This is a genomic window from Sphaerisporangium sp. NBC_01403, assembly GCF_045040145.1.
GTDB classification, from domain to species: Bacteria; Actinomycetota; Actinomycetes; order Streptosporangiales; family Streptosporangiaceae; genus Sphaerisporangium; species Sphaerisporangium viridialbum.
This window is the reverse complement of sequence record NZ_CP109534.1, coordinates 5,554,306-5,580,243: the sequence shown is the minus strand read 5'-3', so window position 1 is coordinate 5,580,243 and position 25,938 is coordinate 5,554,306. Positions and strand designations below refer to the sequence as shown.

Genomic DNA, 25,938 nt, shown 5'->3' with positions numbered 1-25,938 from the left:
CGCGGATCGCATTCCGCACCCGCCCTTCCCGCTCGCCGCCGGCTAGCGGCGAGCGGGAAGGGCTCTTTATCGACCGACCGCCAACGGGGAGTACGAGAAAGGGGGCGTGCCATGGTCGGTTCATCGACTCCACAGCCCCTCCTGCGCATGGAGGGCATAACCAAGTCGTACGGCAGCGTCCAGGTAGTCCATGGCGTCGACCTTTCGGTCGGGCGCGGCGAGGTCCTGGGGCTGCTGGGCGAGAACGGCGCCGGCAAGTCGACGCTGCTGAACATCCTCAACGGAGTGATCGAGCGGGATGGCGGCTCGATCTTCATTGACGGCGCGCCGGTCGAGTTCACCGGGCCGAAGCAGGCGCAGGAGGCCGGCCTGGCCTTCATCCACCAGGAACTGAGCGTGCTGCCGTACCTCAGCGTCGCGGAGAACGTTTTCCTCAACCGCATGCCTCGCCGCAAGGGCGCCCCCTGGCTGGTGGACTGGGCGGCCTGTTACCGGCAGGCGGGGGAGATCCTCGAGCGCCTCGCGGTGAAGATCGACCCGCGTACTCTCGTCGGCCGCCTCGGCACCGCCGAGCAGGAGCTGGTCGAGATCGCCAAGTCGCTGTCCATGAACGCCCGGATCATCACCATGGATGAGCCGACGGCATCGCTGACCGAGTCGGAGATCGAGCGCCTCTTCACCCTCATGCGGTCGCTGAAGGCCGATGGCGTCTCCGTGCTCTACGTCTCGCACCGTCTGGACGAGGTCGCCGAGATCTGCGACCGGGCCACCATCCTGCGCGACGGTAAGATCGTGAACACCGTCGACGCCAAGACGACCGACTCTCATGCCCTGGCGACGATGATGGTGGGGCGGGAGCTGTCGGAGCTCTTTCCCAAGACCGAGCACGAGCGGGGGCGCGAAACGCTCCGGGTGTCGAAGCTGTCGACCGTGAAGCTCGACGACGTCAGCTTCGCCGCCCACGCGGGCGAGGTTCTCGGCATCGCGGGGCTCGTGGGCTCCGGCCGGACCGAGCTGGTCCGGGCCGTCTTCGGCGCCGATCCGATCACCTCCGGTGAGGTGTTCGTGAATGGCGAGGCGGTCACTCTGGACTCGCCGGGCAGCGCTATCCGACACGGTATCGGCCTGGTGCCAGAGGACCGGAAGCTTCAGGGCGCGGTCCTGTCGATGACCAACGCGCACAACATCACTCTGGCCGGCCTGTCCAAGGTGAGCCGGTGGGGTCAGCTCGACCGGGGCGGTGAGAAGCAGGCGGCCAAGCGGCTCATCCAGGACCTGCAGATCACCCCGTCGCGCATCGAGCAGGAGACCGGCCGCCTGAGCGGCGGCAACCAGCAGAAGGTGGTGCTGGCCAAGTGGCTGTTCGCCGGCTCCGACATTCTGATCGTGGACGAGCCCACCCGCGGCGTCGACGTCGGCGCCAGGGCCGCCATCCACGGGCTGCTCAACGACCTGGCCGGGCAGGGCGCGACGATCATCATGATCTCTTCGGACCTCCCCGAGGTGATGGGCATGAGCGACCGGATCCTCGTCATGCACGAAGGACGGATCGCGGGTGAGCTCGCTCGGAAGGACTTCAGCGAGGAGGCGATCGTGATGTACGCCTCGGGACTCGAGCCGACTACAGAAGGGGCGAAGGCGTGAGCTCTACCGCGCAGATGGACCGCCCGGTCGACGCCGACGCGCCGAGGCGCCGCTGGGCCAGACTAGACATTCGTGCCGAGAACGTGGCCAGCGGCGTCGTGCTGGTCGGCCTGGTGATCGTGCTGAGTGTGGTCTCGCCGGCCTTCCTGTCGTTTTCCAACTTCCTGGACATCGCCCGGGTCGTGGCCATCACGGGCATCATCGCCGCGGGCATGACCCTCGTCATCATCACCGCCGGAATCGACCTCTCGGTCGGCTCCACCGTCGGGCTGGTCGGCGCGGTCACCGCGTCGCTGGTGGCGGGATCCACCAGCAACTCCACGTTCGTCACAGACTTCAAACTTTCGGTGCCGCTCGCCGTCATCGTCGGCCTCGCCGTCGGCAGCGCGATCGGCTTCGTCAACGGCTTGATCATCACCAAGACGCGGATCGAGCCATTCATGGCCACCCTCGGCACGATGATCTTCGTGCGCGGTCTGGTCTACCTGTTCACCGGCGGGTACCCGATCCACTTCGATCCCATGCCCCACGACTTCGCGTTCATCGGGCAGGGCGCGGTTCTCGGGATTCCGACGCCGGTCTGGCTGTTCGCGATCGTCGTCGCCGCGCTCTGGTGGGCTTCCCGGCGCATGTCGGTCGGCCGTGCCATCTACGCCATCGGCGGTAACCCGGAGGCGGCCCGGCTCAGTGGACTGAGAGTCGACCGGACGAAGATCTTCGTGTACACGCTCCTGGGCTTTCTCGCCGGTCTGGCGGGAATCATCCTGACGTCGCGGCTCGCCAGCGCCGACACCGTCAATGGCCAGGGGTACGAGCTGATCGCGATCTCCGGGGTCGTGATCGGCGGGACGAGCCTCGGGGGCGGCCGGGGCTCTGTCATCGGCAGCGTCATCGGCGTCTTCACCGTCGGAGTCATCCAGAACGCGCTCAACCTGTTCGGCGCCTCGACGCAGGTCCAGTACGTCGTCACCGGGCTGGTGCTGCTGCTGGCGATCAGCCTCGACGGGATCGCCAGGCTCCGGAGGCGGACATGACGACATCGAGGTCGCTTCGGTTCGGACGCGCAGAGAGCAGGAACAGTTAGATGTCGTCGTTGCTAGCACAGATTCCAGGGCGCCAACGCGGAGGGGGCGCGCCCAGGGCCGGCCGCCGCCTACCCCTGCAGGGACAGCAACTGGCGCTCGTTCTGCTGATCGGCGCGCTGGCGGCCGGGTTCGCCAGCCAGGCGCCGGAGTTCCTGTCCGTGGACAGCATCGAGAACCTGCTGCGCAGCGCCTCGATGTTCGGCATCGTCGGCCTGGGCATGACGGTCGTCATCATCAGCTGCGGGTCGCTCGGCGGCATCGACCTGTCGGTCGGCTCCATGATGGCTCTCGGCGGAGCGATCGGCGCCGGCCTTCTCGGCACGGCGTTCACCGCCGCCAACCCGGTCAAGCTCCCGGCCGCCCTCGCCATGCTGATCGCCCTGTTGGTGACGGGACTTCTCGGCGCCGTCAGCGGTTTGCTGATAGCGCGCCTGAAGCTCGCGCCCTTCGCGGTCACGCTGGGCATGATGAGCGTGACGCGTGGCCTCACCTACCTGATGGTCGCCTTCGCGATCGGAAGCTCGAACACCGCGGGCATCACGTTCTCCGACCCGCTGTTCGACTGGTTCGGCCTCAACAACTTCGGGCCGATCCCGAGCATCACCGTTCTCTTCCTCGTCCTCGCCGCGCTGATCGCGTTCGTGCTCAAGGCGACCGCCTTCGGGCGCAGCCTGTTCGTACTGGGTGGGAACGCCGAGAACGCGCGGCTGGCGGGAATCAACGTCCGCCGGACGATTGTGATCGTGTTCGCGATCAGCGGGCTGCTTGCGGGCCTCGGCGGTCTGATCCTGACCGGCCGCCTGTCGTCAGCCTCACCGCTGGCGGCGACCGGTTACGAGCTCGAGGTCATCATGGTCGCGGTGATCGGCGGCACCAGCCTGTCCGGCGGCCGGGGCTCGATCCTCGGCACCGTCCTGGCGGCGGTACTGGTCAGCGAGATCGATACCGGCCTGGACATGATGAACGTGCCCTCGTTCAACCAGTATCTGATCAAGGGCACCATCCTGGTCGTGGCCGTGGTGATGGACAAGGTTTACCAGGCCAGAAGCACCCGAAACCTGGTGCGGGGCGCGTGAGGTCACCAGGCGCCGACCGGTCCGTCGCAGGAGGAAGGGAAAGCCACATGCAGTATGCACGAAAGCCGGACCCCGTCGACGTAGTGATCGTCGGGATGGGCGCGTCCGGGGGCACCGCCGCGAAGGTGCTGTGCGAGGCCGGCCTGAAGGTGGTCGGCCTGGAGCGGGGGCCTTGGCTACGGTCGCGGGAGCACTTCTCCGGTGATGAGATCAAGTTCCTCAACCGGACGTACCTGTGGTCAGACCCCCGGGTCAACCCCCGGACCGTGCGGATGGACGAGAACGAGACCGCCGTACCGACGCCGTTCTCGATGGTCCCGCAGATGGTGGGCGGCGGAACGGTGCACTGGGCGGGCTGGCTGCCGCGCCCGCGCCCGTCCGACTTCCGGATGCGCACGCTGCACGGCGACATCGAGGGGGCCAGCCTCGCCGACTGGCCGATCGGCTATGACGACCTCGAGCCGTACCTGTCCAAGGTGGAGTGGGCCTTCGGCTGCGCGGGCCTGGACGGCGCGGACAAATACGAGCCGTACCGCAGTACGCGGTACCCGTGCCCGCCGCTGCCGCCGACCCGGGCCGGCAAGCGGTTCTACGACGCTTGCAAGAAGCTGGGCATCAACGCGATGCCGATCCCACAGGCGCTGATCACCGAACCGTACCGGGGACGGACCCCGTCCAACTGGACCAGCTTCTGGAACGGGTACGGCGATCCGAGCGGAATGCGCTCGTCGACACTGGACACGTTCGTGCCGGAGGCGCTCGCGACGGGGAACCTCGAACTCCGGCCGGAGTCCTACGTACGCGAGGTGACGGTCGGGCCGGACGGCCGTGCCCGTGGCGTCGTGTATATCGACGCGCTCGGCCGCGAGGTTGAGCAGGAGGCCACGCTCGTCCTGCTGTGCCTGGGCGCGGTCGAGTCGGCGCGGCTCATGTTGCTGTCGAAGTCCCGGCTGCACCCCGACGGCCTTGCCAACAGCAGCGGGCAGGTCGGGCGCAACGCCACCTTCCACGAGTACCTCTTCGCCGTGGGCCTGTTCAACGACGAGCAACCGCTGTACGGGTTCCCCGGTAACTACATCAGCGGCGGATCCTTCCAGTTCTACGAGACCGACTACGACCGTGGGCACATCGGCGGGGCGCTGATCGGCGCGTCGCATGTCGGTCAGCCGATCAACTGGAACTTCCCAGGACGGCCGCAGTGGGGTAGTGCCGCGAAGGACGCCGACCGCGACTTCTACAACCACGCCATGAAGATCGGCCACACGCTGCACGATCTGCCGGTCGCGTCGAACCGGGTGGACCTCGACCCCGAGGTGAAGGACGCCTGGGGCCTGCCGGCGGCCAGGATCACCCACAAGGCGCACCCCAACGACTTCCGCCTCGCGAAGTGGCAGGTCGACAAGAACGTCGAAATACTCCAGGCGGCGGGCGCCTGGAAGACGATCCCGGTCTACCTCGAACGCGGCCGCGCCAGCGGTAACACCTGCCACCAACACGGCACGGTTCGCATGGGCACGGACCCCGCCAACACCGTCCTCAACGAGTGGTGTCAGGCGCACGACGTCGACAACCTCTACGTTCTGGACGGCGCCGGCTTCCCGACGGCGACCGGTGTGAACCCGACGCTGACCATCATGGCCAATGCCTGGCGGTGCGCCGATTACATCGCCGGTGTCCACGCGAAGGGTCGTACCGAACGTTTGTCGCAGGGGCGGTCCGGCCGGGCCGCGGCACAGACGAGCTGAGGAGAAGACGTTGACATCTATGGCTGACTGGCCCGTCGTTCCTGCGCCGGTGGATCCCCACTCCGAGGACCGGCTCTTCTTCGACGACCACGAGTGGGACACGATCGAGGCCGCGACCGCACGCATCATCCCGACGGATCACGATCCCGGCGCGCGCGAGGCGCGCGCCGTGCGCTTCATCGACCGGTACCTGTCCGGAATCGGCTACGTGTACGCCGCCGCCGATGGCAGTGGGTTCCTTCAGATGAGCGGCAGGCTGGCCGATGCCTGGCGGGCGCGGATCGCAGACCTGGGGGAGACCTACCGCCAGGGCGTCCTGGACCTGGACACGATCGCCCGCGAGCGGTTCGGGGCGAACTTCGTGTCGCTGCGCGAGTCCGACCAGGACGCCGTCCTCGAGCAGTTGTCCGGCGCGTCGAAGCCGGCACCCGTCGGGCTCACGGGCGAGCATGGGAACCCCACGATCCAGGTCTACGCCTTCGATGACGGGCTGACGTTCTTCGACGCCCTCGTGGCGCACACCCGGCAGGGCTTCTACGGCGACCCGGTGTATGGCGGCAACCGCCACCAGGTCGGCTGGACGGTGATCGGCTTCCCGGGGCCGGAATCACTCAGAGACACGATGGACGGCACGTACAGCGTGCGTGAGTACTACGTGCAGGACTACGACTGGCGCGACCTCATTCCCCACTTGAGAGGGGCGGGTAGGTCGTGACCCGGTCATTGTCGGGTCACTGTGCCGCCGGTGGCGGGCCATGAGCGCCGTTGAATCGGCGAGCTCAGGCGTCCGTGGCGGGCCCTCGGCCCTATGCACGGCGACTAAACATCGAAACATTAACGCCCATAAGCACAGATGGACATCTGAAACCCGGCGTGATAACGATTACCTGTCTCACATTGGCTGCGAGGACGGCGAGCCGGTTGATTAACGACAATCCATACCGCAATACAACAGCGCCCACATGCGTCGTGTCGTGCTCGGATACCGTCTCCCTCACCGCCTCGGAAACGGGGGCGTACAGCGGCGCCGCGTGGGGTGTCACCACGCGCTGCGCTCAGGTGTCCGTCGTGGTGCCGGACGGGCTCCACGCGCCTGGCCAGGTGTCATTGTGAAGAAACTGGTGCGGCTCAGTGACGTCGCTGTGGCCGCCAAGACAAGCGCCAAGACCGCGTCGCGCGTGATCAACGGGGATCCCCGGGTCTCGGCGGAGACCCGCCGGCGAGTGGAGGAGGCGGTGGTCCGCCTGGGGTACCGTGTCGACCTGCTGGCCAGGTCGTTGCGCCGGGGCGTGGATGACACGATCGGTGTCGTCGTGGAGTCGATCGCCGACCCGTTCTTCGCGGCTGTCATCAGCGAGATCGAGCTTGCGGCGCTTCGTCGTGGATTGAACGTCATAGTGACGAGCAACCGGCGGCTTCCCAATCGCGAGGCCGCGATCGTCGACGGCCTTCGGCAGCGCCGGGTCGCCGGCCTGATCATCACGCCGCATACCTCTGACCTGTCGTACCTGGTGTCCACCGAGACGCCGGTGGTATTCGTGGACCGTCATCCAGGGAACTTCCCGGCGGATGTCGTGACGTTCGACGACCGCGGTGGCGCGCGGACGGCTGTGCGTCACCTGCTTCGCTACGGTCATCGGAGGATCGCGTTCGTCAGTGATGACCTGGAGATCGAGACGTCCCGTAACCGGCATGCGGGGTATGTCGACGCGCTACAGGAAGCCGGCGTTTCGGTGGTCCCCGAGCTGGTCGCGACCGACTGCGCGGATGCGGCCATCGCGCGGGCGCGCACCTGCGAGTTCCTGGACCTCGATGAGCCGCCGACGGCGATCTTCAGCGCCCGTTCGGCGACGTCACTGGGGGTGGTGAAGGTGCTCCACGACCGGAAACGTACCGACATCGCCATGGTGTCGTTCGGGGACTTCGCGCTGGCGGATGTCGTGTCGCCGGCGATCACCGTGCTCGAGCAGTCTCCTGAGCTTCTCGGGCGGCTCGCGGCCGAACGGCTTTTCGCCCGGCTGGACGGCGACCACAGCGATCCGATCAATACGGTCATCCCGTTGCGTCTGGTTCCTCGCGGATCAGGGGAGATCGTCCCGGCCGGTAATCCGGACGCGGCCGGTAGTGCCGGGGCATGACGATCGAGTTCTCGGTCGACTGGGGGTCGGGCTAGGCGCCCGGGTCCATCGGTGGTGGCCCGTGGCTGCCTCGGGGCCGCAAAGCGTTAGGGCACAAGGTATTTCGCGGCGGTCCCGAGCGTTGACCTGTAGGTTTTCCGTTCTTTGATCCGCCCGCTTCATTGCTTGACACGCCAGATGGAGGTGTTTACGGTGTTGCTTTCAGGCTGTGACATCGATTACCTAAGCCCTGAGCGTCGAGGACACGGCGACGCTGTCTCTGTGGACCGTAGTCGGTTGAGCATCACCAATCCACGTCATGCTCCGTCGCCGGTGTGAACCGCACCCCCCGAGCAACGACGCCCTTTGTAAGAAAAGTGCCTAACGGCATTCCGCCGAGGCGCATGAGTCAGGAGGAATCTGGCTGTGGTTGACCCGTACGCAGTGGTTGCGATCTCGCCGCGCATCGTCACGATGAAGAAGCGCGAGGACGCGCTGGAGAACGCGAAGCGCATCTGTGACTTCATGGACCCGGCTGTCCAGGTCTCCGCCACGGAGGGCGCGCCGGTCAAGCTGATCGTCCTGCCCGAGATGGCGATCCAGGGCATGCCGATGGACTTTCAGGCCGGCAACCGGGCCGCCCACGAGGCCTTCGCCCTGGACATCCCCGGCCCGGAGACCGAGGTCCTCGCGCAGAAGGCGCGCGAGCTCAACACCTACATCGCCGCCGAGCTGCTGATGGTGCGCGACGAGGACTTCCCGGGCCACCTTTTCAACGTGGCCTTCCTCATCAGCCCTCAGGGTGAGGTCGTCTACAAGCGTGCCAAGGCGACGAGCGACGCGTACGAGGGCGGCGCGCTCGGCACGACGAACCCGCACGACATCTACGACGAGTGGGTGCAGAAGAAGGGCAATGGCAACGCACTCGACGCCATCTTCCCGGTCGCCAAGACCGAGATCGGCAACATCGGCTACATCATCTGCCACGAGGGCGCGTATCCGGAGATCTCGCGAGGCCTGGCGATGAACGGCGCGGAGATCATCATCCGCTCCACGCTGATCGACCCGCAGGTCAGCCAAGGCATGTGGGAGCTGCAGAACCGCGCCCACGCGATGTTCAACCAGGTCTACGTGATCTCCCCGAACCTGGGCCCGCAGATGGACGACAACGGGCACATGTTCGACCTGTTCGGCGGCCGGTCGATGATCGTGGACAACAAGGGCCGCATCGTCACCCGGCAGGAGGGGGTCAGCCCGGGTGACTCGTTCATCAGCACCGTGATCGACCTTGAGGCGCTGCGCCGCTCCCGCAAGCTCAACGGTGTCACCAACTGGTTCAAGGACCTGCGCACGGAGCAGTACGCGGCCATCTACGCAGAGTCGATCTACGAGAAGAACCAGTACGCCACCGAGTCGCCGCAGGAGGACTGGCTCGCCCGCGAGGACGTCCGACGCGCCGGGAACATCGAGAAGCTCGTCAAGCGCGGGATCCTGACGCCCCCGTCGGCCTGAAGCATCCCCCGTGCCCGGCCCTTGAGCGGCACGTCCGCTCAAGGGCCGGGCAGGACCTCACCACCGTCCGTTCAGGAAGAAGCAGGTAATGAAGGCAGCCCTACTCGAACACGCAGGCCCGATCGAGGACAAGCCGCTCCAGTTGCGGGACGTCGCCGAGCCAACGGCGGGCCCGAGTCAGATCGTCATCAAGGTCACCGCGTGCGGGGTGTGCCGGTCGAACCTGCACATGGTCGAGGGCGACTGGCTGCCCGCCACTCCGTCGAGTCTGCCGATCATCCCGGGGCACGAGGTGGTCGGGACCGTCTCGGCGCTCGGCAGCGCCGTGCGCCACCTCGCCGTCGGGGACCGGGTCGGTGTCCAACCCATCTGGTCCACCTGCGGGGTCTGTGAGTTCTGCCTGTCCGGACGGGAGCAGCTCTGCCGCACGAAGCAGATCACGGGGGAGACCCTCGACGGCGGCTACGCCGAGTACATGCTCGCCGAGTCGGCGTACGCCTACCCGATCCCCGCCGGGGTGTCCGACACCGAGGCCGCGCCGCTGTTCTGCCCCGGCATCACCGCCTACGGCTCGGTGCGCAAGGCCGCCCTGTCGCCCGGGCAGAAGGTCGCCGTGCTGGGCGTCGGCGGGGTGGGTCACATGGTGATCCAGATGGCCGGCCTCACGGGCGCCGACGTGTACGCGGTGACGCGAAGCGCCATGCACCAGGCGGTGGCCGAGGAGCTTGGCGCCGTGAAGTCCTACAGCCCGAAGGGCGCGGACGGCAGCTTCGTGCCCGACGCCTCGCTCGACGCGGCGATCGTCTTCGCGCCGTCGGCGGCCTCCGTCGCCGAAGCGGTGCGCATCACCAAGCCCGGGGCGCGCATCGTCCTCGGTGTCGCCGAGCCGGTCCCCGGCGCGATCGACATCGGCGACGAGAAGATCATCGTCGGCTCCGTGCTCGGCAACCGCCAGCAGATGCGCGAGGTGCTGGACATGGCCGCCGCGGGCAAGCTGCGCAGCATCCATGCCGACTTCCCGCTGGCTGAGGCCAACGAGGTGCTGCGCATGCTCAAGGCCGGCGAGATCCGGGCACGCGCGGTCCTCGTTCCCTGATCCTCACCGCGTTCACAACAGATGGAGAGCCCGAGTATGTCGGTCAGTTCCGCGGCTGAGCCTGCCGACCCGGTCCGCTACGGCATCGTCGGGCACGGCTGGCGGGCCGACTTCTACCTCCGCCTGGCCCGCCAGGCGCCGGAGCGCTTCCAATGCGTTGGCGCGGTGACCCGCCGCGCCGACGTCGGCGCGCGGCTCGAACAGCAGTGGGGCATCCCAACGTATCGGCGTCCGGAGGAACTCGTGGCGGCCGGCGCGCCCGAGGTCGTGGTCACGTCCGTGCCCAGGGAAGCCAACCCGCAGGTGGTGGAGTCGCTGGTCGCGCTCGGCACGCCGGTGCTGTCGGAGACGCCGCCCGCTCCCGACCCGGACGGGCTGCGCCGGCTCTGGGCCGCTGTCGGTGCCAGCGACCTGGTCCAGGTCGCCGAGCAGCACCCGTACCTGCCGGTGGTTGTCGCGCTGCGGACGCTCATCGCGGAAGGCGTACTGGGCCGGGTCACCTCCGCGCAGGTGTCCTGGACGCACGACTACCACGCCACCGCGCTGTTGCGGACCCTGCTCGGAGTCCGGGCAGAGCCGGCGCGGGTGAGCGCGGCGCGTACGGCCGGCCCGCTGCTCGAAGGCCCCGATCGGGGCGGCTGGCCGGCGACGCAGGAGGTGCGGCAGTCCGACCACACCCTCGCGGTGCTGGAGATGGCGGGCCGCACCGGCGTTTACGACTTCACGGAGGGGCAGTGGTTCAACCCTTGGCGCCGCCGGCACGTGATCGTGCGGGGCAGCCACGGCGAGATCGTCGGCGACCAGGTCACCTGGAGCACGGAGAGCGGCACGCCGGTGAGCGCGCCCATCATGCGCCGGCATACCGGGCTGGACGGCAACCTCGAAGGGGCGGACCTCGACACGCTGAGCTGCGCCGGCCGGGTGCTCTACCGCAACCCGTACCCCGGCAGGCGGCTGTCGGACGAAGAGATCGCGATCGCCACCTGCCTGGAGCGGACCGGCCTTTGGCGGCGCGGCCTCGCCCCGGCGCCGTACCCGCTCGCCGATGCGTGCCAGGACCACCTGCTGGCACTCGCCATCCACGCCGCCGCCGATGCTGGGGGGCCGGTCACCACCGGCGCCGAGCCGTGGGCCACGGCCGTCCGACCATAGTCCGAGTTGCCGGTGTCCCGGCGGGCCCAGCGCCCGCCGGGAGTCGTAGAGAGCGAGCCTGGAAATGACGATCCTTGCGGGAAAGGTCGCCTTCGTTACGGGGGCCAGCAGCGGTATCGGGGTTGCCGTCGCGCACGCGCTGGCCGCGGAGGGGGTCAAGCTGGGCCTCGCGTCCCGCACCGCGCCGGATCCGGGGCTTGCGGACTGCGTGAGCGTGTCCTGCGATGTGCGGGACCCGACGCAGGTGGAGGCGGCGGTCGCGGAGACCGTGGAGCGCTTCGGCGGCCTGGATATCGTGGTCGCGAACGCTGGCGTCGGCTCGTGGGGCGACTTCGCGGACACGCCCCTGGCCGACCTCGACGAGATGGTCGACGTCAACATCAGGGGCCTGTTCCACACCGTCCGCGCCGCGCTGCCGCACCTGCGCGCCCGCCGCGCCGCGGACATCATCACCGTGGCGTCCGAAGCCGGCCGGCGGGGGCTGCCCAATGAGGCCGCCTACGTGGCGACCAAGTTCGCCGCGGTCGGATTCACCCGGTCTCTGGATCACGAGCTCCGCGAGAGCGGCATCCGCTGCTGCAACGTCTGCCCGGGCGGGGTGGCCACCAACTTCGGGATGGGGCGCGGCCTCCGCACTCCCGAGATGCCGGAACTGGCGGACATGATGCGGCCCGAGGACGTGGCGGAGATGGTCGTCTTCGCGCTCACCCGACCGCGCCACTACCGCATGCTCGAGGTCGCCTTCCGCTCCATGACGGAGCAGTCGTGGGGCTGACGTACCGCCCCGGCCGGGTTGCGGCCGGGGCGCATCGTGCAGTCGGAAGGTCCTGGTGACCGTTCACATGGCCCGATCGGGCGCGAGCGCGATCACGCGTACGGTCACCGCGCTGGCCGACGGTCGCGAGCTCATCTGTTTCGACGAGACCGGCGACGCGCCGCGGACCGGGTTCGACGGAGGTCACCGCCCGGCGCGTACGGCATGCGGTCCCGGAGAACGACCGCGTCGTGTCCGCGCCGTCGTGGCTTGACAACAGTCCCAACGAGTTGCAATAGTTCCCAACGATTCGCAAGATGGCCCGGCTTGCCGGGCAGGCTGCTTCTCGGTGGTCTTCGACGCAGGGAAGGCCGCGAAGCCGCACGGGAGTGGGTTGGTGTGGGTTCCATGAATGATCACGCAGATGTCCTGATCGTTGGAGCGGGGACTTCGGCGGGAATTGCAGCCAGGCATCTGGCTGAGGCGGGGTTCAAGGTCGTCTGCCTTGAGCAGGGTGCGTGGGTCGACCCCGGTAACCTGCCGGGGAACAAGCCCGAATACGAGCTGGCCGGGTCCAAGAACTGGCATCCGGACCCGAACGTTCGCGGTCGCCGCGAGGACTATCCTGTGGACCACAGCGAGTCTGACCTGCCGGTATGGATGTACAACGGTGTGGGTGGCTCGAGCGTGCTCTACGGCGGCATCTGGGCCCGGGCCCTGCCCTCCGACTTCCGGGTGCGCACTCTCGATGGCCTAGCCGATGACTGGCCCCTCACGTACGAGGAGCTCCTCCCGTACTACCAGGCCGTCGAGCGCGAGATGGCCGTCTCCGGTCTCGCCGGAAACCCTGCCTACCCTCCGGGGTTCGAGCCGCCCCTGCCGGCCGCGCCCATCCACCGGACCGGCCGGACCATGGCCGAAGGCATGAACCGGCTCGGTTGGCACTGGTGGCCTGGCACCAATTCCATCCCGACGGTGAATCGCGGGAAGGAGGGGCAGTGCGTCCGCTATGGCATCTGCCGGATGGGCTGCCCGGAAGGTGCGAAGTCCTCCACCGACGTCACCCACCTGCCGGACGCGGTGGCGCTGGGTGCGAAGGTCATCACCCGCGCTCGGGTCGCGCGGGTGACGCTCGACGAACGCGGTCGCGCCAACGGAGCGGTCTACCTGCGCGACGGTCATGAGCACTTCCAGTCGGCTTCGGTGGTCATCATGGCGGCCGGCGGTATCGGAACCCCCCGCCTGCTTCTGATGTCGGCGTCCGACCGCTTCCCGGACGGCCTGGCGAACTCCTCTGGCCTGGTCGGAAAGCGGCTCATGCTGCACCCGTACGCCGCGTCCGTCGGCATCTACGAGGATGACCTGGAGAACTGGCTGGGACCGGCCGGCGAGCATATCGGCTCGATGCAGTTCTACGAGTCGGACCCGTCGCGCGGTTTCGTCCGCGGCGCGAAGTGGTCCCTGCTGCCCATCGCGGGGCCCCTCGAAGCGGCTGAGAAGTGGACGGATCCAGGGAGTCTCAGTGGCGAGGAGTTCTGGGGGCAAGGCTCGGCCGCCAGGATGAAGTCGTTCGTTCGCATGCTTCAGTGGCACGTCGTCCCGGAAGACCTCCCGGAGGAGACGAACTTCGTTTCGTTGCACCCCTCGCTCACCGACTCCGACGGGCTGCCGGCGGCGAAGGTGCACTACCGGGTCTCCGACAACACGCGCAAGATCGTCGACTTCAACCTGGCAAGGACGCTGGAGGCACACGAGGCCGCTGGCGCGAAGAAGGCCTGGGTCGCCGGGCGCAACTTCATGACCGGGCACAACACGGGCACCGCCAAGATGGGCGACGACCCGGCCACGTCGGTCGTCGACCGCTTCGGCAGGACGCACGACGTGCCAAACCTCTACGTCATCGATGCAAGCGTGTTCACCACCTCGACGGCCGTGAACCCGACCGCCACGATCTGCGCGCTGGCGAAACGTACTGCCAGCTACATCGCATCCAACGCTCGGGAACAGGAGGTGACGGCGTGACCGCCCTCGACCTTTCGACTGAACCGGGTGACGTTTCGCGGGCTCGCCTCGCCGCGTTGGCCGACGTCCTGATCCCCGGCGGATCCGGCCTCCCGTCCGCCGGTGACGCGGACGTGGCGGGCCAGTGGATCAATCGCGCGCTGGCTGCGAACCCCGACCTGGCTAGCGCCGTCACCCACGCACTCGCGAGTCCTGGTGCGCCCGAGGAGGCACTCAGGGATCTGCGGCTCCGTCAACGCGACGTCTTCGAGAGGTTCGCGTTCGCCGTAGCCGGTGCCTATTTCATGAATCCGGCCGTACGCGCTGCCCTGGGCTATCCCGGTATCGCGCCGCGCCGTCTCCCTGCCGCTGACGGGGAAGCTGAGTATTATCTCGAGGACGAGATTCTTGCCCCGGTAGTCGATCGAGGCCACATCTATCGCCGAGTGCCAGCGTAATCGTCGCATGTTCCGCGGGCGCTCGCGAACTGATGTGACGCGAGCCCGGCGGGCGCGCGCCGCGCTACGTCCGCGGCGCGGCGGTGGCCACCACGACGGGGTAGGCGTCTACGACGTGGGACTTCCTGAAAGACCCCTGCGTGAACCCCCACGAACCCGCGCCGCCTCGGGAAGCGGACCGTGGCGATCAGGCCGGTGGCAGGGGGTTCAGCGCGCCGCTGGCGAGTCCCATGGCGACCGACGCCGCCACCGTCAGGCCGGAACCGTGCACTTCGCGTAGCTCTGCCTCGAAGGCGAAAAGGTTCCTGAACGCTTCGCCGTACCGGCGCTGCCCGTCCAGGGGAAGGCGCGGCACCTGGGCGCGGCGTGGATCGAAGCGCGTCAGACCCGACTGGGTGCCGCCCGTCGACAGCGACAGGGTGCGCACGAACCCCGCGAGAAAGTACGGATCGATACGGTCCGCATCTGGCCTGAGAAGGGTGAGACGAGGGCCGAGCAGGTAGCCGGCGTCCTCGACCACCTCGGCCGCGATCTCCCGATCGCGCGTCGCGACGACCACGTCACCCGGCTGGATCACGACCCTGTTCTCGGGCCGCGTGCGCGCCACGACAGGTCCTCCCGTGAACAGGTGGCCGGCGTCGAGTACGAGCTCACCCGAGCCGTCGACGTCGTACCTGCCGGACTGGTGGATCGTCAGCGCTCCGGTCCGTTCCAGCTCCGAGAGCGGGACCATCGGCATCTCCCTGGCCTTACCGGGCAGCGCGTCGGGCACCAGCGTCGCGAGTCGTTCGAGGCGGCGCACGAACTGCTCGCGGAAGGAGGGATAGTCGCCTCCCGCCTCGTCCGCGACGCCCACGTGCCGCGCCGGGGTCACGTCGATGTCCTCGTCGATCAGGTCGATGATCGGGACTGTGCGGATCTCACCCGGCAGGTCCACCTCGCGCCCGGCATCATCCTGGAAGGCGCGCCACAGCTCGGCGATCGCGTCGAAGCCGGCGGGCTCGGCCTCGGCCATCAGCACGCGCGACGGCGTACGGCTGTCGCCCGCGGGCTTGCGCAGAACCCAGACGTGCACGGGAAGCCCGGTGCCGGACGCCATCTTCGGCGGGAGGCCGATCACGGCCTGGACCACGCCCCGGCGGAGCAGGTTGCTGCGGATCCGCCGGCCCGATCGGCGGTTGGCGGCGACGGCGGGCATCAGCAGGACCGCGACACCGCCGGGGTTCAGGTGGGCGAGCGCGTGCTGGACCCAGGCGAGCTCCGACTCCGACTTGGGAGGAAGGCCGTACTCCCAGCGCGGGTCGCTCGTCAGCTCGTCGTATCCCCAGTTGCGCTCGTTGAACGGCGGATGGCAGATCACGGCGTCCACGGTCACGCCCGGCCAGGCGTCCTGGCGGAGGGAATCGCCGGTCCGCACTTCGCCCTCGACCCCGTCCAGCGAAAGACGCGTCTGCGACAGCCGGGCGAGAGAGTCGTCGTACTCCTGCCCGTAGACGCGTTCCACTCCGCTCATCGCGGTCAGGAGAATCCCCAACCCGCAGGCGGGGTCCAGAACCGTCTGGACGCCCGGTCCGGCCAGCTTCACCATGAAGTCCGCCACTTCGGCGGGCGTCTCGACCAGCCGGCGGGAGTGGACCTCGGCGTAGCGGTCCAGCAGGAATCGGGTCGCCTCGGCGCTGCCCTGCTCTTCGGCGTACTCCTTGATGAGCTTCCACGCGGGCCGCGGTACCAGCCGGGGCTTGCCCTGACCGCGCAGCAGCTCGGTGGCCTCCGCCACCACCTCGCCGAGCCGGATCTCGTCGGTGGCCGCCCTGATCTGCTGCCAGACCCGCTCCTGCAAGGGCAGCTCCTCGACCTTGCCCTGGCCGAGCAGCCACGCCTCGACATCCTTGAGGGAGAAGGTGGGGCTGGTCGCCGTCCCGCCGACCGGCTCGGGAAAGTCCTCGTGCCGGCGCCGCCAGTTGCTCACAGCAGCGCGCCCAACCCCCGCCATACGCGCGATATCGGCCGACGTGACGGTCGCCTCGTCTCCGGCCATCGCACACCCCTGGTCTCTTCTCGTACCAACGTCTTGCCATGTCAGGCGGATGCCAACTTATACGAGGAGAGTTACGAGAGTCGATTACGCGCCCAGAACACGTGTATCAGATTCACGCCCTACTAGGCGACCGTTAGCCGCGATCGATCTGGGTGCGTTGCCGGAAGACCTGAAGAAGCGTGCCGGGTGCCATCACCCTCCGTCCTCGTCGTCAACCGGGCCAATGCGCTCCGCTGCCGTCTGGTCCGACGCAGTGCAGGCGTGGGGTTCTTCTGAGCTGTCGGGAAGTTGCCTGCGCGTCGGGCGCGGTGTCCCGGGTGGTGACACGGTTAAATCGTCAGAAGACGAGATCAACCGCTTGCCTAGGTGGTAGTCCGAGTCAAGGTAGAGTCCCGTCTCGGGGTCCTGGCCGATCCGTTCGCGATACAAGCGCAGGAACTCCGGATCCTCGGCAGGATCGACCTGATAGGTGAGCGCCCACTCGCGGTGCATCTCGTTGTAGATGCGGTTCGCCTCAGCTCCGACGATTCGCATAGGACTTGACTCCGTTCAACTTAGAGGCTGGACGCGTGCGCATCCTGATAGGCCTCGATCACATGCCCGGGCAGGCGGCCCCGCTCGCCGATGGCGTAACAGCCATCCTCGGGGTACCGCCGGCAAGTATCAGCGTCGGACCAGGGTCCAGGAGCCGTCGGCCTTGACCGTGACCAGGCGGGTGCCGGTGGGCAGCAGCACTTTGCCCTTGTAGGAACCGATCTCGTTGATGAGCAGATCGGGGTAGAAGCCGATGCGCGGGTAGCCGTACACGATGAAGTTGGAGTCGCCGTCGTGGGTCGCGCGCATGGTGCGGAGTCCCCTGGTGGGGGTGAGCTTGAGGACCTGGTCACCGGTGCCCCGCAGCGTCGCCGAACACCAGCAGCGGGCGCCGGAGACGGGCTTGAAGGTGGCGGTCCAGGCACCGTCCGCCTTGATCGCAAGGCCTATGGTCCCCTTGCTGGAGTAGGCGTTGTAGAGCACGGTGCCGTCGTAGGGTCCGATCTCGTTGACCAGCAGGTCGTCCTTCTTCCCGCGCGGGTTGACCGTGTAGACGATGAAGTTGGACTCGCCGTCGTGGGTGAAGCGGATGATGCCGGGCTTCTTGGTGGCGCTGATGCGCAGCACCTGGTCGCCCTCGCCCCTGTACTTCGTGTCGGCGTACGCGGAGGTCGCGCTGACACCGCCGGTGGTGAACGCGACGGCGGCAAGGGTCAGCATGGCGAGTAAACGGCGGAACATGTCGGTTTCTCCTTGAACGAGGTGGAGCGGTTTGCGCACTCAGCCCTGATCGGACGGGTCGCTGGAGGGGGCGTCGGGGGAGTTTCCTGGCTCGGGGGAGGGGCGGCCGCGCTTTCGGGTTCTGCGGTGCCAGCTCGCGAGGGCTTCCTTGGAGACGCGCTTGCGGTCCATGTACGAGTCGCGGGCGTACCCGCGCAGTTCGCGCACCTCGGCGGCCAGTTCCGCACCGTTGGGCGCCCAGGCGAGGCCCTTCTCCAGCTCGTCCCCGGCGGCCTTGAGCACTTCCTCGGCTCCGGCGATGTCGCCCTTGAGCAAGGCCTCGGAGGCCTGGCGTTTGGCGTCCTGCGCCTCCTGGAACAGGCGCTCCGCCCGTACGGTCAGGTCGGGAACACGGCCGGCGGCCTCTTCGCCCGGGACGACGTTGATCGTGACCGGGACGGTGACGGTGTACGTGGTCAGCGTCTCCGCTTCCACATACGTGAAGACGAGCTCCGCGATCGTGAGCATGCCGAACTGTGAGATGCCGGGGACGAGCAGCCGCAGGAGGGTCTTGCGGGTCTCTCCCGCGTAGAGATCGCCCAGCTCGGCCATGATCGCGCCGTTGGGCAGCCGGCTCGACGGCAGCCCGCCGTACAGCAGGACGGAGGTGACGGGGTGACGAGGGGTGATCGTCAGCGAGGCGGCCTGGGTGACCTTGGCGAGCAGGCCGTCGACCTCGGCGGCGATGAGCTGCCCCGCCGTGTCCGGGTCCTGGGCGTGCAGGGCGCTGCCGGTCCCACCGTCGGCGATGGCGGCCATGAGCTCCTCGTCGTAGTCGAGGCCGTATCCGAGCGTGGTGGTCGCGACGCCCTGGCGATGGGCGGCCATGGCTATCTGGCCCAGCCTCCCCGGGTCGGTGACGCCCACGTTGGCGTGCCCGTCCGAGATCAGCAGGAGGGTCGCGCCGCGGTCGCTCGCCGCCCGATGGGCCTCGTGGATGCCGCGCAGCAGTCCGCTGGACAGGTCGGTGGAATTGCCGGGGCGGAGTGCGGCGATCGCGTGCTTGGCGGCGCGCTTGTCGGTCAGCGGCCCGGCGGGCACGTCCACCTGGGCGGTGTCGTCGAAGCTGACCAGGCCGAAGTTGTCGGCCGCGTCAAGCCGGTCCACCAGGGCGAGCAGCGCTCTTTGAGCACCTTCGAGGCGGCCTCCGGCCATGGAGCCGCTGCGGTCGAGGACGATCTGAAGGGTGGCGGGCTGCCGGAGCGCGGAAGGCTTCGGTTTGGGGGCGGTGACCTGGACGAGGACGGTGACCTCGTCCTCCTGGTCGAGCGGGACCACGTCTAGGTCCAGGTGAGCTGAGACGTGCATGACACATGTCCTATCGGCGAAGGTGAAGACAGGCTGGGGGTGCCGGGAGCCGGCGGAGGTGTAGACGGGTTGGAGCGCGGGGACCACGCTCTTTCGCGACGGGGCGATGGCGAGGCCCGTACCCAGGAGGTGTCAGCGCAGCGTGACGGAGACGCCGTCGGAGAAGATCGAGTCGTGGAGTTCGACGGCCTTGAGCCGCAGATCCTTGGGCACGTCGAAGAGCAGGATGCCCTGCACGGAGTTGCCGGGGTTGATGTTGTTGAGGAAGGCGTTGGAGTCGTCGAGACCCAGCGCGGCGGCTCCCGTGGCCGCGTCGTACTGCCGGTCCTTGGTGTCGATGAGCTTCTGCGCGGAGTCGGTGAAAAGCTGAGCCTTGTCACCGATGTTCTTCACGGTGAGGTGGACCAGCACGTACTGCCCCTGCGCCTTGGAAACCGTGAAACCTTCGCCGACCTGTGCCAGCCCCTTCTCGACCCGGGTCACCTTGAAGGCGAACTTCCCGTCCTTGACGACGTCGCCGACGCCGGGCGGCTTTGGCTTGGTCGTCGCCTTCTCCTTGGCGGGCGCGGACGCCGCGGTGACGCCAACGCTGTCATCAGACGACCCGCCGCCGCTGACCAGCGTGCCGAGGAGGATGAGCCCGGCCATCACCGCCGCGCCGATGAGAAAGGCGCGCAGGCAACCGCTGCCCTTCTTCTGCACGATCACGGTCTGCGGGTACGGCTGCGCGTAGCCGTACCGCGGCGGCCCGTCGTGCGGCTGGTTTCCGTGCATGGCAAAACTCCTGGTTAAGGGGAAGGTGAGTGACTTTCCGGCATGGGCGACAAAGCTCGTACGTGAGGAGGTTCAGCTACTGCGAGAGGGCCAATCGAGGTCGCGCGTGTACGTCGATCGGGTAGCGGAGTCGTGTCTGCTGACGCGGCGCCGTGCCTGCGGGTATCACGGTGGCTGAGAAGTGTGAAGCAAAGCAGTGATGCTGTTCTTCATTTAACCATGTGTGAATCGAGTGCACAACTGTGATTGCTGTAGTGCGGAACTGTCCTCTAGCCCGCGCTCCGGCGGTATGAACCGTGCACCGCCAGGGACTCGAACCCCCCGGGCCTGCTCCGGCCGCGAGGGGCTGGCATGCGTGCGCGTGAGGGTGTAATCCTCGTCATATTGAGCGGTTGTTCTGGGACCACCGCGGGGCCGCGTTCGCCGTTCGGAGCCGGTCGGGACGCGCACGCAGCGGGGGCACCGAGATCGAAAATCCGTTCCCCAAGGCGTTCTTCAACGCGATCTAGGAGGGCGAGAAGGTTTGTCCGACGACGAGGGGCAAAGCCGGCGGGATCAGCTGCCGCCTGAGATCGACACGTCCAAACCGAGCATCGCGCGCGTCTACGACTTCATGATCGGAGGCACGAACAACTTCGCCGTCGACCGGCAGTTCGGCGAGATGGCGCTGCGGATCGCGCCCGACGGGAAGACGGCCGGAATCGCGAGCCGGCGGTTCCTGCGGCGCGTAGTGCGCTACTTGACCGCTGACGCGGGGATCCGCCAGTTCCTCGATCTCGGATCTGGGCTTCCCACCCAGGGAAACGTGCACGAGATCGCCCAGGAGATCGACCCGATGGCACGGGTCGTCTACGTGGACAATGATCCTATGGTGCTCGCCCACGGCAGACAGCTCCTCGCCGACAACGGCACCACCACGGTGATCCAGGCGGACGTACGCGAGCCCGAGTCGATCATTGACCACCCGCAGGTAAGGCACTTGATCGACTTCACCGAGCCGGTAGGGCTGCTGCTCTTCAGCATTCTGCACCACTTCCACGACGAGGAAGGCCCTGGCAGCGTGGCGGCCGCGTTTCGGGAGGTGCTCCCATCGGGCAGCTACATGGCGATCGCGCATTTCTTCAACCCCGGCGACGAGCATCCGGACGCATCCAGACAGGCCTTGGTCGGCGAGAAGGTCTTCAACGAGAACCTGGGGACTGGGCGGTGGCGCACCCGTGAGGAGATTCTCGGGTACTTCGGTGACATGGAGTTCGTGGAGCCGGGTCTCGTACCGCTGTCGGAGTGGCGGCCCGATCCGGGGGACCTCACCGAGCTGAGCCTCACCCTCCACACCTACGCCGGCGCCGTCGCCAGGAAGCCCTAGCCTTCGACGGCGAAAGGAGCACCTGTCGCCAAGATGAAGATCACCGTAGGGTGATGGGCCATGGACTGGGTGGAGCGGGTCGCCGACATCCGGCGCTGGACGCGTAATGGCGAACGGGCGCCGCACAAGCCGCTCCTGCTGCTCTACGCCCTGGGCCGGTTCCAAAGCCACGGCGCCGGACCGATCCCGTTCAGCGCCGCTGAGGCTGACCTGAAGCGTCTTCTCAAGGAGTTCGGACCGCCGCGTGACACCAGCCCCGGCTACCCGTTCCACCATTTGACCAGCGACGGCATCTGGCTCGTGGACACCGTGAACGGGCCGGGAAGCCCTGGCTCAGAGCTCAGCCGTCTTCGTGACTCCCAGGCGTCCGGCCGACTCCACCCCGACCTCCTGCGTGCCCTGTTCGACGACTCCCATCTGGTGGTCCGCCTCGCGCGATACCTGCTCGACGCCAACTTCGAACCCTCCCTGCACGCCGACATCTGCCAGCTCACCGGCCTGGACCTGGAGACTCTCGGCGCAGCCGATCCGGTGAGAACCACGGCACGTGCGATGGTCCGGCGAAATACCGCGTTCCGCCAGAACGTCCTCATGGCTTATGAGTACTGCTGCGCGTTCTGCGAGTACGACGGCTGGCTGGACGGCACAGCGGTCGGCCTCGACGCCGCCCACGTCCGCTGGTGGGCATTCGAAGGACCGGACGCGACGTCCAACGGACTGTGCCTGTGCGCGATCCACCACAAGCTGTTCGACAAGGGCGTCCTCGGCCTGACCCCCGACCGTACGATCGCCGTCTCCGCGAAGTTCGTCGGCCGGTCGCGGGCGGCCAAGGAGATGGTCCTCGCCCTGACCGAGCGCCCCGTCCGCCAACCACAGCCAGGCCTCGAACCCATCGACACCGCCAACATCGAATGGCACAACCGCCAGGTCTTCCGCGCTCCCGCTCGCGGCACGTAAGCGAGCTGGGCACCCGCCTGCGGCGGGCGGGTGGTGCAGGCCACCGCGACGAGCGCCCTGCCGCATCCGGGTCAGGAGCGTTCAGGTGTCGAGGAGGCGGGAGTTCTCCACCGACGAGGGAACGGACTTCCTCAACAGCTTCATCGCCAGAGATCTCGCCCGTGTGGCGCAGGCGGTCAGGCTCGGCCGGTACGGCGCCGCACTTGACGCGTACATGCGGACCTCCGAGCCTGCTCGGGTCGATTTGCGCCGCCACCCAGAGGTCGTGTTCGACCGCGTGGCACCTGACATGGTGCCGCTCGGCCGATGGCCGCAGGCGGCGGACCTACCGCTCGCGCTCAGCCAGCAGTTCGCGGTGGACAGCGTGATGGCCGACCTCGCTCCCGGTAAGGGCATGTTCGCGGTGAACGGTCCTCCCGGCACGGGGAAGACCACAATGCTGCGGGACCTGATCGCGGCCATCGTGGTCGAGCGGGCGCACCGGCTCTCGAAGCTCTCCCGTACCGGCGACGCCTTCACGGCCACCCACCGGTGGTCGAGCGGGGTTTACCGGCGAGCAGTACGCGCGTGGCGCGAGGGCCTCACGGGTTTCGAGATCGTGGTCGCCTCCGCGAACAACGGAGCGGTGCAGAACGTCACGCTGGAGATCCCCGGCAAGAACGCCATCCACCCGCCGTGGCGCGACACCACCGACTACCTCGCCGACATCGGCAGCCGGGTGCTCGGCCAGCCGGCCCGGCTGCACGACCGGATCGCCGAACTCCGGCGACAGGTCAGCCGGCACGCGGACGACCTGGGCCACTTCCTTCCCGGCGACGACTGGTGGACCGACGAGACCAAGCGGGAGCGAAGCTCCCCATGGATCGACGCCGCCTGGAACACCGCCCGCAGCGAGCTGTTCGTCGAAGCTCTCCGGCTCCACCAGGCGTTACTGCGCGCCGAGGCGGCGACCATGCGCAGGAACCTGCAAGGAGCGATGGACGTCCTCACCGGCGCGGCCCCGAAGGACGCCGCGGAAGCCGCCATCCGGGCCGCCTGGCAGAGCCTTTTCTTCGTCGTCCCCGCCGTCTCCACCACCTTCTCCTCCATCGATCGAATGTTCACCCACCTGACCAGGGAGTCCCTGGGGTGGCTGTTCATCGACGAGGCGGGGCAGGCGACGCCCCAGGCCGCCGTCGGGGCGATCTGGCGGTCCCGCCGCGTCGTGGTGGTCGGTGACCCCCTGCAACTGGAGCCGGTCATCACCCTCCCGTTCACGGCCCAGCAGGCGCTCCGCCGTGCCTTTCATGTGCCGGAGGAACGCTGGCTACCGGGCAGGACCTCCGTGCAACAGCTGGCGGACCACGCCAACGCGTACGGCACCTATCTGCCCGGGGATGACGAGCCCGTCTGGGTCGGCGCCCCGCTTCGGGTGCACCGGCGCTGCGACCAGCCGATGTTCGGCACCTCCAACAAGATCGCCTATGACGGCCTGATGGTGTACGGAAAGGCCCCCGGGAAGCCACTCGACTGGCCCACGAGCACGTGGATCGACGTGATGAGCACCGAGTCGGACGGCCACTGGATTCCCCAGGAGCGCAAGGCGCTGGCCTGGGTGCTGGAGGGGCTTGTCAACAACCGCGGCATCGACCCCGAGGACATCATGGTGATCGCGCCCTTCCGCGAAGTGGCGAGAGCCGCGGCGAAGATCGCCGCCCCGTACAAGAAGATCAAAGCCGGTACCGTCCACACCGCCCAGGGAAAGGAAGCCGAGATCGTCGTACTTGTTCTCGGCGGCGACCCGAACAAGCCAGGCGCCAAGGGTTGGGCCGCCCAACGCCCCAACCTGCTCAACGTCGCGGTAAGCCGCGCGAAACGACGCCTCTATGTCATCGGAAACCGCGCCGAATGGGCCCGCCAACGCCACGCCACTTCGACGTTCTCGCCGCGAGCCTCGAAGTGCGCACATCGCGGCAGTGAATCCTCTTGCCGAACGCCAGGGCCGGGGGGCTGCTCAAAATGGCCGCCCGTCGGGGCGGTGTACTCGACCCGCGAGAAGTGTCGTAGTCAGGCGGCACACTGGTTCCCGGCGTGGGAGGTGGGGGTCTTGGCGAAGGGCTTCGGCCGGGAGAGGGCCCGGGGGCTGCTCGGGCTCGCCGTCTGGGAGGTGGAGCTCGCCGTGGAGACCGGTCTGCTCAGACGTCTCCCCGATCGCACCTTCGACCCCGTCTCCATCAACACGGCACAAGCCGACCTGGAGCTGTTCCGACGGCTTCTCGCCGCTGAGCGTCGCCGCAATACCAGTGAGGCGGCGGCCAGGCTTGGCGTCTCGACTGACGCCTTCAAACGGATCGCCGCTGTGGTCGGCCTGGCGCCCGTGGTCACTGAGGAGATCAGGAAATACGGCCGGATCCTGACCGTCGCGTACTACCGCACGGCAGATGTCGACGCCTTGGCCGATCACGCCCGCGCCGACACCGAGCTTCGCGCCGTCGCCCGGGCGGTCTCCCGTTCGGAGGCCGCCAAGAAAGCCGCCCGGACGCGAAAGCTGAACCTCGCTCGGGCCGCAGCGGCCCGCGCGGAAATCGGGGTCATCAAGCCGGCCCCCGACGCGGATCCGGTTCAGGTCCTCCTCTGGGCCGCAGCGCTGATGGCGGCTGGCGGGGTCTGGCCTGGACCGCTCCAGCCCCTCCGCCGCATGTCGGATCGGCGCGTCGATCCACTGATCGCGACTTTGCGCGAGGCCCGCCTTTCCCGTGCGGAGCTGGAGGGGATGCTCGCTGAGCTCGCCGAGAGATCGACCGAGCTGATCGGTCTCCTGGTCCCGCCTGAGGTCGCGGAGCGGGAGTTGGGTGTCCCGGTCGCCATGCTGCCGGCGGATCTGCCCCGGTTCGGAGACCACCTGTTGGCGCCCGTCGTCCACGAGGTGGTCTCCTCGCCACCGTCTTGGCTGCTGCGGGCGCGAGCGGATCGGGAGCTGGAACTGGCCGCTGACGCGGAGGCCAAGCGCGCCGCCGAAGAGGTTGCCAGACGGCGGCGGGCCGAGCAGGCTGCGGTCGACGATGCCGTCCGAGTGGTCTCCAGGTTGTCCGACGAGTCCGTGGCGGAGATCTTCGGCCTGTCTGTCGAGGTGATCCGGCTGCTCCGTCCGAACAGCGGTCACTGGTCGGCCGAGTTCGTCGCGGGGTTGTCCCGGCGTACTCCGCCGTGGCTACAGGGTGAGGCCGCAGCCCGCCGGGAGGCCGATCGCCGCCGTCGCGCCACCGCCAACCGCGTTCGGCGGCGCACAGCCCGTCGACTCTCCTGGCGTCGACACTGGGCCGAGGCGTTCGGCCTTCCCCTCGAATACGTCCCCGAAACGATCGGACGGCCCACCCCCAAAGCGATCGAGGCCGCCAGGCGAGACCCGCCCCACTGGACGCGCGGGCCGGCGCCCGGCTGAAGCTCGTACCGACAGCGACGCTGGAGGTGCCGTCAGGATCCTCAGCCGATGCCTGCACGTTGGCGTCTGGCAAGGGAGTCCGGAGAGTAGGACCGGGTCCCCTGGTCGTGCCGTGAAGGG

At 68.1% G+C, this 25,938-nt stretch carries 20 protein-coding genes; 15 read left to right on the top strand and 5 right to left on the bottom strand.

Translation table 11 applies throughout. The features are described 5' to 3' along the window. The first annotated feature begins 111 nt into the window (after positions 1 to 111). From OG589_RS24820 to OG589_RS24765, 12 genes are all read left to right on the top strand, one after another. Positions 112 to 1,644: a sugar ABC transporter ATP-binding protein gene (locus OG589_RS24820; protein ID WP_405139995.1), complete on the top strand. Its 1,533-nt coding sequence runs from the start codon at positions 112 to 114 to the stop codon at positions 1,642 to 1,644. Beyond that, positions 1,641 to 2,678, top strand: a complete 1,038-nt coding sequence (locus OG589_RS24815; protein ID WP_405139993.1) for an ABC transporter permease — start codon at positions 1,641 to 1,643, stop codon at positions 2,676 to 2,678. The genes OG589_RS24820 and OG589_RS24815 overlap by 4 nt, the downstream gene beginning before the upstream one ends. Before the next feature lie 50 nt (positions 2,679 to 2,728). After that, complete coding sequence (locus OG589_RS24810; RefSeq protein ID WP_405139991.1) at positions 2,729 to 3,805, top strand: ABC transporter permease; 1,077 nt, start codon at positions 2,729 to 2,731, stop codon at positions 3,803 to 3,805. Between the two features lie 47 nt (positions 3,806 to 3,852). Then, a complete protein-coding gene (locus OG589_RS24805) occupies positions 3,853 to 5,550 on the top strand; it encodes a GMC family oxidoreductase (protein WP_405139989.1) in 1,698 nt (565 codons plus the stop codon). Positions 5,551 to 5,569: 19 nt separating this feature from the next. Beyond that, positions 5,570 to 6,265, top strand: a complete 696-nt coding sequence (locus OG589_RS24800; RefSeq protein ID WP_405152115.1) for a gluconate 2-dehydrogenase subunit 3 family protein — start codon at positions 5,570 to 5,572, stop codon at positions 6,263 to 6,265. Between the two features lie 394 nt (positions 6,266 to 6,659). Then, positions 6,660 to 7,688 carry a LacI family DNA-binding transcriptional regulator gene (locus tag OG589_RS24795; protein WP_405139987.1) on the top strand — a complete coding sequence of 343 codons (1,029 nt, stop codon included), beginning with the start codon at positions 6,660 to 6,662 and terminating at the stop codon, positions 7,686 to 7,688. 405 nt (positions 7,689 to 8,093) lie between these two features. Then, the gene (locus OG589_RS24790) at positions 8,094 to 9,179 is read left to right on the top strand and encodes a nitrilase-related carbon-nitrogen hydrolase (RefSeq protein WP_405139985.1); all 1,086 of its coding nucleotides are present in this window, start codon (positions 8,094 to 8,096) and stop codon (positions 9,177 to 9,179) included. Positions 9,180 to 9,267: 88 nt separating this feature from the next. After that, positions 9,268 to 10,275 (top strand): alcohol dehydrogenase catalytic domain-containing protein, encoded by a 1,008-nt coding sequence (locus tag OG589_RS24785; protein WP_405139983.1) that lies wholly within the window; start codon positions 9,268 to 9,270, stop codon positions 10,273 to 10,275. 36 nt (positions 10,276 to 10,311) lie between these two features. Then, complete coding sequence (locus tag OG589_RS24780) at positions 10,312 to 11,427, top strand: Gfo/Idh/MocA family protein (protein WP_405139981.1); 1,116 nt, start codon at positions 10,312 to 10,314, stop codon at positions 11,425 to 11,427. A 64-nt stretch (positions 11,428 to 11,491) separates the two neighbouring features. Beyond that, a complete protein-coding gene (locus OG589_RS24775) occupies positions 11,492 to 12,202 on the top strand; it encodes an SDR family oxidoreductase (RefSeq protein WP_405139979.1) in 711 nt (236 codons plus the stop codon). 306 nt (positions 12,203 to 12,508) lie between these two features. After that, positions 12,509 to 14,203 carry a GMC family oxidoreductase gene (locus OG589_RS24770; protein ID WP_405139977.1) on the top strand — a complete coding sequence of 565 codons (1,695 nt, stop codon included), beginning with the start codon at positions 12,509 to 12,511 and terminating at the stop codon, positions 14,201 to 14,203. Beyond that, positions 14,200 to 14,640 carry a hypothetical protein gene (locus OG589_RS24765; RefSeq protein WP_405139976.1) on the top strand — a complete coding sequence of 147 codons (441 nt, stop codon included), beginning with the start codon at positions 14,200 to 14,202 and terminating at the stop codon, positions 14,638 to 14,640. Before OG589_RS24770 ends, OG589_RS24765 begins: the two co-directional genes overlap by 4 nt. A 187-nt stretch (positions 14,641 to 14,827) precedes the next feature. Here the strand turns inward: OG589_RS24765 and OG589_RS24760 are convergent, their stop codons facing one another. The 5 genes from OG589_RS24760 to OG589_RS24740 form a co-directional block, all read right to left on the bottom strand. Beyond that, complete coding sequence (locus tag OG589_RS24760) at positions 14,828 to 16,609, bottom strand: N-6 DNA methylase (RefSeq protein WP_405139974.1); 1,782 nt, start codon at positions 16,607 to 16,609, stop codon at positions 14,828 to 14,830. A gap of 261 nt (positions 16,610 to 16,870) precedes the next feature. Next, on the bottom strand, positions 16,871 to 17,212 hold the full coding sequence (locus tag OG589_RS24755) for a hypothetical protein (RefSeq protein WP_405139972.1): 342 nt from the start codon (positions 17,210 to 17,212) through the stop codon (positions 16,871 to 16,873). A 129-nt stretch (positions 17,213 to 17,341) separates the two neighbouring features. Beyond that, complete coding sequence (locus OG589_RS24750; RefSeq protein WP_405139970.1) at positions 17,342 to 17,953, bottom strand: hypothetical protein; 612 nt, start codon at positions 17,951 to 17,953, stop codon at positions 17,342 to 17,344. Between the two features lie 39 nt (positions 17,954 to 17,992). Next, entirely contained in the window at positions 17,993 to 19,300 is a 1,308-nt protein-coding gene (locus tag OG589_RS24745) for a vWA domain-containing protein (RefSeq protein ID WP_405139968.1), read from the bottom strand. Between the two features lie 132 nt (positions 19,301 to 19,432). Further along, positions 19,433 to 20,074 (bottom strand): DUF4352 domain-containing protein, encoded by a 642-nt coding sequence (locus OG589_RS24740; RefSeq protein ID WP_405139966.1) that lies wholly within the window; start codon positions 20,072 to 20,074, stop codon positions 19,433 to 19,435. A 523-nt stretch (positions 20,075 to 20,597) separates the two neighbouring features. Between OG589_RS24740 and OG589_RS24735 the strand changes: the two genes are divergently transcribed. From OG589_RS24735 to OG589_RS24725, 3 genes are all read left to right on the top strand, one after another. Next, positions 20,598 to 21,440, top strand: a complete 843-nt coding sequence (locus tag OG589_RS24735) for an SAM-dependent methyltransferase (protein WP_405139964.1) — start codon at positions 20,598 to 20,600, stop codon at positions 21,438 to 21,440. 60 nt (positions 21,441 to 21,500) lie between these two features. After that, positions 21,501 to 22,397 carry a phosphorothioated DNA-binding restriction endonuclease gene (locus OG589_RS24730; protein WP_405139962.1) on the top strand — a complete coding sequence of 299 codons (897 nt, stop codon included), beginning with the start codon at positions 21,501 to 21,503 and terminating at the stop codon, positions 22,395 to 22,397. 85 nt (positions 22,398 to 22,482) lie between these two features. Next, positions 22,483 to 25,818, top strand: a complete 3,336-nt coding sequence (locus tag OG589_RS24725) for a DEAD/DEAH box helicase (protein WP_405139960.1) — start codon at positions 22,483 to 22,485, stop codon at positions 25,816 to 25,818. Positions 25,819 to 25,938 lie beyond the last annotated feature (120 nt).